Source organism: Kurthia sp. Dielmo (assembly GCF_000307285.2).
Lineage (GTDB): Bacteria > Bacillota > Bacilli > Bacillales_A > Planococcaceae > Kurthia > Kurthia populi.
This window is the reverse complement of sequence record NZ_HE578967.1, coordinates 48,908-55,329: the sequence shown is the minus strand read 5'-3', so window position 1 is coordinate 55,329 and position 6,422 is coordinate 48,908. Positions and strand designations below refer to the sequence as shown.

The window sequence follows — 6,422 nt, the reverse complement described above, 5'->3', positions numbered from 1 at the left end:
TTCCAAGAAGTCAACAACTTTTTTAAAAAAGTTTTTTATGATGTTTTGTTGTTTTCACAACTTTTATATAATAACAATTGTTTCAAGGCTTGTCAAACATTTTTTATAATGTTGTTTGCCAATCAACGTTTATAACTATACATTTCGTTTTATAGACTGTCAACAATGTTTCGTCCAGATCATTACTTCTCTATCTAATATAATGATTTGTTCACTACATCACAAACTTCATTATCTATTTCAACTTTTTTTCTTCTATAATTAATAAATTTAAAACATCATCTATTTCAGCGGTTTTTCTAAAAAAAAAGTAGGAGGCATTGTACAACGCCTCCTACTTTTATGATAATTCACGTATTGTTTCTTCTATATATTATCGAACCCAGATAAAGTACGCTAAGAAGACAAAGAACATAACATACATTAATGGATGTACTTCTTTACGACGACCAGCTAAGATCATCGTAATTGGATAGAAGATAAAACCGACCGCGATACCCGTTGCGATACTGTAGCCCATCGGCATCATAAATACGGTTAAGAATGCTGGAACAGCGATTTCAAAGTCATTCCATTCAATTAAGCGTAATGACGATACCATTAGTACTCCAACCATTACTAATGCTGGTGCTGTTACTGCTCCAGTTAAAACATCTAGTAATGGGAAGAAGAATAGCGATAAAGCGAATAAAATGGCAACGATAACAGATGAGAAACCTGAACGAGCGCCAGCTGCTACACCTGAAGTTGATTCAACATAAGCGGTTGTTGTTGATGTACCGAAAAGTGAACCAATTGTTGTACCAAGCGCATCAGCCATTAATGCACGACCTGCGCGAGGCATTGTACCATCTTTACGAATTAAACCAGCTTTATCTGCTACAGCCATTAATGTACCTGCTGTATCAAAGAAATCAACGAATAAGAATGTTAATACGACAATTAAGAACTGTGTATTTAATAATGAGCCGAAATCATGAATGATTGGATCAAGTGCAACACCAAATGTAGATGATACGCTTGGTACTGCTGAAACGATTGATTCTGGTGTTTTAACTACACCCGTAACCATACCAACAATTGCTGTAATGACGATTGTGAAGAAAATACCACCACTAACTTTTTTCGTTAAGAAAATGACCGCTAAGAAAATCCCGAAGATTGCTAATAGAACACTACCTTGTGAAAGGTCGCCTAATGTAACAAAAGTTGATTCACTTGCAACGATAATTCCTGCGCCTTTTAAACCAACAAACGTAATGAACAAACCGATACCTGCTGATACCGCATATTTTAATTGCTGTGGAATAGCATTAATAATTGTTTCACGAATACCTGTTAATGATAAAAGAATAAAAATAACACCTGAGAAGAATACACCTGTTAAACCAGTTTGCCATGGAATACCATATGTTAATACAACGGCATAAGCAAAGAATGCATTTAATCCCATACCTGGTGCGAGTGCGATTGGGAATTTTGCGATAACACCCATAATTAATGAACCAACGATAGCTGCAAGAGCAGTTGCTACGAATACAGCGCCTTTATCCATTCCTGCATCTGCTAAAATTAGAGGGTTTACCGCTAAAATGTAGGCCATTGCTAAGAATGTTGTGACACCCCCAATGATTTCTCGACTATAAGTAGTACCGAGCTCATCAAATAGGAAATACTTTTTCATGATACTTAATTCCTCCGATGTCGTCTTTTGAAAAAAAGAAAGAGGCATACGACGATTTTGTCATATACCTCAACGATTTCTGCTACTGCAGAGAGAAGAAACACATTGTTTCTTCAATCGTAGTCAAATCATTTACGGTGATTTGGTAGAAACTTTCGAGCCTTATTCTCGATTTTATACGACGACGTTATTTAATTACAGTGATAATATAACACGACTCCCATCACCTTTCAAGCTATTTTACGAACATTTATTATATTTTAAACACTATAGTTCGTGAATCAATTGAGTTTTTCAGATCAAAGCACTTAAAAGGATTATTCCTTGCAATTTTACATAAAAAAAGTGTTAACTGAAGAAAACCACTTACGAGGAGGATACTAAAATGCCTTATATTGCACCCGCTGAAAGATATCAACAGCTCATTTCTGAAAAACGTGTATGGCTAAGTGACATCACACAGCCTACTCACTTTGTTGAATGTGTCATCATGTGGGATGATTCTACAAATCAACTGCATGATGTTTGTTTCGAGAATTGTCGCTTTCAAGAGTGTGATTTTTCTAATTTTGAATTACTAGATGTCGTATTTAAAAAGTGTGATTTATCCAATGTTTTATTCCACGATGCTATTTTATATCGCACGGAATTTTATCAAGGGAAATTACTTGGTACGGAATTTCTACAAACAACCATGAAGCATGTTGGATTTTTTGACTCTGTTATTAACTATGGCCAATTCTCTGAAAGTCAATTTAAAGAATGTCAGTTTAAAAAATGCGAATTAAAAGAGACCCTCTTCCGATATGTGACACTAAATGATGTACTTTTCGACTACTGTGAATTACATGATAGTGATTTTACTGAAACATCGTTTAAAGGAATCGACTTATCCACTTGTGAGTTCGATACAATCCAAATTGATGCAAATGCTTTAAAGGGCTTAACGATTCGCTTTGACCAAGCTGCAAGTTTACTCCCTCCACTCGGCGTTACAATTAAATATTAAAACATAACAAAAGAAGGAATCGCGCTAACGCACGATTCCTTCTTTTTATGCACCTACATATTGGTCAACGAATGCGAGGAGCATTTTATTAAACTCCACAGGTTCTTCTAACTGAGGTAAATGACCAGATGTTTCAAATATATAGGAATGGCCTGTTTTAACACGCTTAGCGCATTCCTGTGCATGTTGATGTGACCAATACGCGCTATGTTCACAACCAACAAATAAAATCGGTACTGTTATTTGAGGTAATACATCCAACCAATTTTCAAAGAAGTGATTAAATAATAGTGGCTTCGTTACAATATAATCAAACTGATGGTCTTGCTTTTTATAATGGGCAATTTTCTCCCGAAGCACGATATCAATCTCTTTGAATGTAGCTTCTGGTAAATCGCGCGCTAGCGTCTCATCGAAATTGTCGTATGTGACATCATACATACCATATTTCCACGACTTATCATTAATCATTTTCGGTGTTTGGTCTATAGACATAATCGCTCGTACATTTTCACTGCCATGTAGCATAATGTAAGCGTAAATTGCTGACATCCCCTGCGAGTGACCAATTAAGATAGGTTTTTCTAACTTCAGTAGCTCAATCAAATCGTGTAAATCTTCACCATGACGTGCAATATGCTGACCATACGTGACATTTTGTGATGCACCGTGATTTCGACGGTCAAAGCCAATTACACGAAAGCCGCCATACGCAAGTAGCGCCTCTACTTGATTAAACCATGATTTTGCGTTTCCGCCGTAACCCGCAATTAATACGATAGGCTGTCCTTCTCCGACATCAAAATAAGAAAGTGTTGCTTGGTCACTTGTAACAAAATAATTCATTTGAAATTCCATGCATGCTTCACCCTTTATTCTAGACATTTATCTATTTAATACCCTTTGGAAAATAGCGGTAAACGGCATAAAAAAAGAACCGCGCAATAGCACGATTCTCTAATTTATTCGACTAGACTACTTCCTAGTACCAACCGTTTTTAACCCAGAAAGATTTAGCTGCTTCCCATGAACCGTAACGTTGTTTAACATAGTTGTTTGCAACGCGTTCTTGGTTAGCTGCAGAGTAATCACCATTTAAGTATGATTTATCTAATTGGTAGCGACCGATGTATTTACCAGTTGCGCTACGTGCTGAGTATGAACCACTTGATTCTTTGTTTGCGATCCACTCTTTAGCTGAGTTAGAACCTGTTGATGCTGAAGTTGTACGTTTGTATGATTGAGTAGCTGGTTTTTTGTAAGTTGCTTTTTGTGTATAAGATTTCTTAGCAGCCGTGTTTGTGCTGTATGATTTTTGCGTGTTGTATGCTGGTTTTTTATACGTTGATTGTGCTTTGTAAGTTGTTTGTGTTTTAGGTGCACTGTAAGTTGTTGTGGCTTGAGAAGTCTTTGTTACAGCTTGTCCTTTTGAAGGAATTGTTAAACGTTCACCTACATAGATCATATTAGGGTTTGCAATTCCATTTGCTGAAGCAATACTGTTTACTAGAGAGAAGTCACCAACATATTTTTGAGAAATCTTTGCTAAAGTGTCTCCTGACTGAACTGTATATGCTGTTTGTGCGCTCGCATTTGAAGCTCCTGCAAATGCTGCTAATCCTACGGCTAATGTTGTTCCGGCTACTAAAGCTTTGATTGATTTCATATTAAATAATTTTCCACCTTTTTTTAAGTTTTGTCACTTTCACGTCTCGTCTTGCACGCTTATATTTTCCTGCGCTTCGTTTTGCGCTCGCTTGTTTTAAGCTGAGATAAGATTACCATGCTGAATTTTGACATAGAAGTCGGAAATATTACAAAAATATTAAAGGACATGCCTTTTATTACAAATTGCAGTAATTTATAAAGACAATTCAGATTATTTAGGTCTTTTTTTATTCATTTTTTAATGTTATTCGATAAAAAAAGGGTTTATATGGTTTTTATAAAAAGAATAAAAAAAATGAAAAATAATAAATTTCTTGTATTTTTTTAAATTCCGGGTGTTTTCTTTAACTTTTTTTACTTTTTAAGTATAAAAAAGGAATTATTTTTAACTTAATTTGTAAATAACATTTTCGTTTTTAAGCTGAATGTATGGTTCATTCTTTTATTTTTTTTAGCACCTTATGTTTTATAAGTAAAAGGCCTTAAAATCACTTAAAATGAGCTTATTACATGACGCTTTCTTCTATAATAAAGAAATTACGAGAGGAGCTTTTCAATGAATCAACAACGAACACCGCTTTTTGATAAGCTAAAAAACTATGCATCAAGTAAAACAACGTTTCATGTACCAGGGCATAAAAATGGTACGGTATTTCCTACATGGGCGCGTACCTACTATCAATCTCTTTTACAAATCGATGCAACAGAGATTACTGGAATGGATGATTTGCATGCACCAGAGGAGGCCATTTTAGAAGCACAGCAATTATTGCAAGATCACTATCAATCTCAAAGAAGTTATTTTCTAGTAAATGGCTCGACTGTAGGAAATTTAACGATGATTTTAGCAACACTTCAAGCTGGAGATTTTGTACTTGTCCAGCGCAACTGTCATAAATCGATTTTAAATGGTCTTGAGTTAGCTGGCGCACACCCTATTTTTCTCGCGCCTTCCTATAACAGTGACTGGCAACTTGCAACAAGTTTAACAACTAATTGTGTCAAGCAAGCGTTCAAACAATTCAAGGAAGTAAAAGCGTTGATTTTAACCTATCCAAATTATTATGGACTCGCTCAGCAAAATATTAGGGAGCTCATTGATACCGCACATGATTACGGAGCAATTGTTTTAGTAGATGAGGCGCACGGAGCTCATTTTACGTTAGATAGCTTTCCAAAGAGTTCTCTTCACTTTGGTGCTGATATAGTTATCCAATCTGCTCATAAAACCTTGCCTGCCATGACAATGGGCTCTTACTTACATATTGGAAGCCAGCGCATAGATTGTGCACGCATTGAACATTATCTTCAAATGTTGCAGTCTAGTAGCCCTTCTTATCCGATTATGGGGTCTCTTGATCTTGCTCGGTTTTATTTAGCCACTTATATAGAAGAAACTCCATTAATACAATCGATAAATCGATTCAAGGAAGCGCTCAATTCACTTGAAATGATCCGAGTAGTAGAAGCTCCTGACTACTATTATGTAGATCCTTTAAAGGTAACCATTCAATCAACACAGCAAGTAAGTGGCTATACGCTCCAAGCCGCTCTTGAATCGGTTGGTATTTATCCAGAACTTGCAGATCCTTATAATGTGCTATTTGTTTTACCTCTCGCTGTTACGGATTATACGGAAATACTTCAAAATATAGCTGTTGCCTTAAAAAATTTAGCAAAAGAAAAACTGCCTACTATACAAAGTGTTCCTTCTCACACGACAATGCTTGCAATGAGTTATGCAGAGCTACGTAACGCTTCAACTGAATTTATCTCAATAAAAGAAGCGAGTGGACGCATTAGCGCTGAAATGGTGACGCCATATCCACCAGGAATCCCGCTTATTATGTATGGTGAAAAAATAAGTGATACGCAACTGGAGGCACTTTCAAACTATGAACGATTTCATGGTGGTGAAAAACTAGCAGAAGGATTACTACGTGTCATCCAATAAAAAATGAGCCACACAATCATGCGTGGCTCATTTTTATATTAGTTTAAGTTACCTGGTACAGTCTTCATGATGCGACCCGAGTTTACTTTCTTCACGGGTGTAGTTGC

Annotated in this window: 5 protein-coding genes and 1 riboswitch; of the genes, 2 read left to right on the top strand and 3 right to left on the bottom strand. The window is 36.1% G+C overall.

Annotation, left to right across the window (positions count from 1 at the left end; all coding sequences use genetic code 11):
- Positions 1-373: 373 nt before the first annotated feature.
- Positions 374-1,684, bottom strand: a complete 1,311-nt coding sequence (locus KTHG_RS20155; RefSeq protein ID WP_139996194.1) for an NCS2 family permease — start codon at positions 1,682-1,684, stop codon at positions 374-376.
- A 100-nt stretch (positions 1,685-1,784) separates the two neighbouring features.
- Positions 1,785-1,886, bottom strand: a riboswitch (purine riboswitch).
- A gap of 183 nt (positions 1,887-2,069) precedes the next feature.
- On the opposite strand from KTHG_RS20155, the gene KTHG_RS20150 reads away from it, so the two are divergent.
- Positions 2,070-2,693, top strand: a complete 624-nt coding sequence (locus tag KTHG_RS20150) for a pentapeptide repeat-containing protein (protein WP_139996192.1) — start codon at positions 2,070-2,072, stop codon at positions 2,691-2,693.
- A gap of 45 nt (positions 2,694-2,738) precedes the next feature.
- Here the strand turns inward: KTHG_RS20150 and KTHG_RS20145 are convergent, their stop codons facing one another.
- Both KTHG_RS20145 and apf read right to left on the bottom strand, forming a co-directional pair.
- Positions 2,739-3,551 carry an alpha/beta fold hydrolase gene (locus tag KTHG_RS20145; RefSeq protein WP_126989598.1) on the bottom strand — a complete coding sequence of 271 codons (813 nt, stop codon included), beginning with the start codon at positions 3,549-3,551 and terminating at the stop codon, positions 2,739-2,741.
- A gap of 124 nt (positions 3,552-3,675) precedes the next feature.
- Entirely contained in the window at positions 3,676-4,359 is a 684-nt protein-coding gene (gene apf, locus KTHG_RS20140) for an aggregation-promoting factor (protein WP_139996190.1), read from the bottom strand.
- 558 nt (positions 4,360-4,917) lie between these two features.
- Here apf and KTHG_RS20135 point away from each other — a divergent pair.
- Positions 4,918-6,315 carry an aminotransferase class I/II-fold pyridoxal phosphate-dependent enzyme gene (locus tag KTHG_RS20135; protein WP_139996188.1) on the top strand — a complete coding sequence of 466 codons (1,398 nt, stop codon included), beginning with the start codon at positions 4,918-4,920 and terminating at the stop codon, positions 6,313-6,315.
- Positions 6,316-6,422 lie beyond the last annotated feature (107 nt).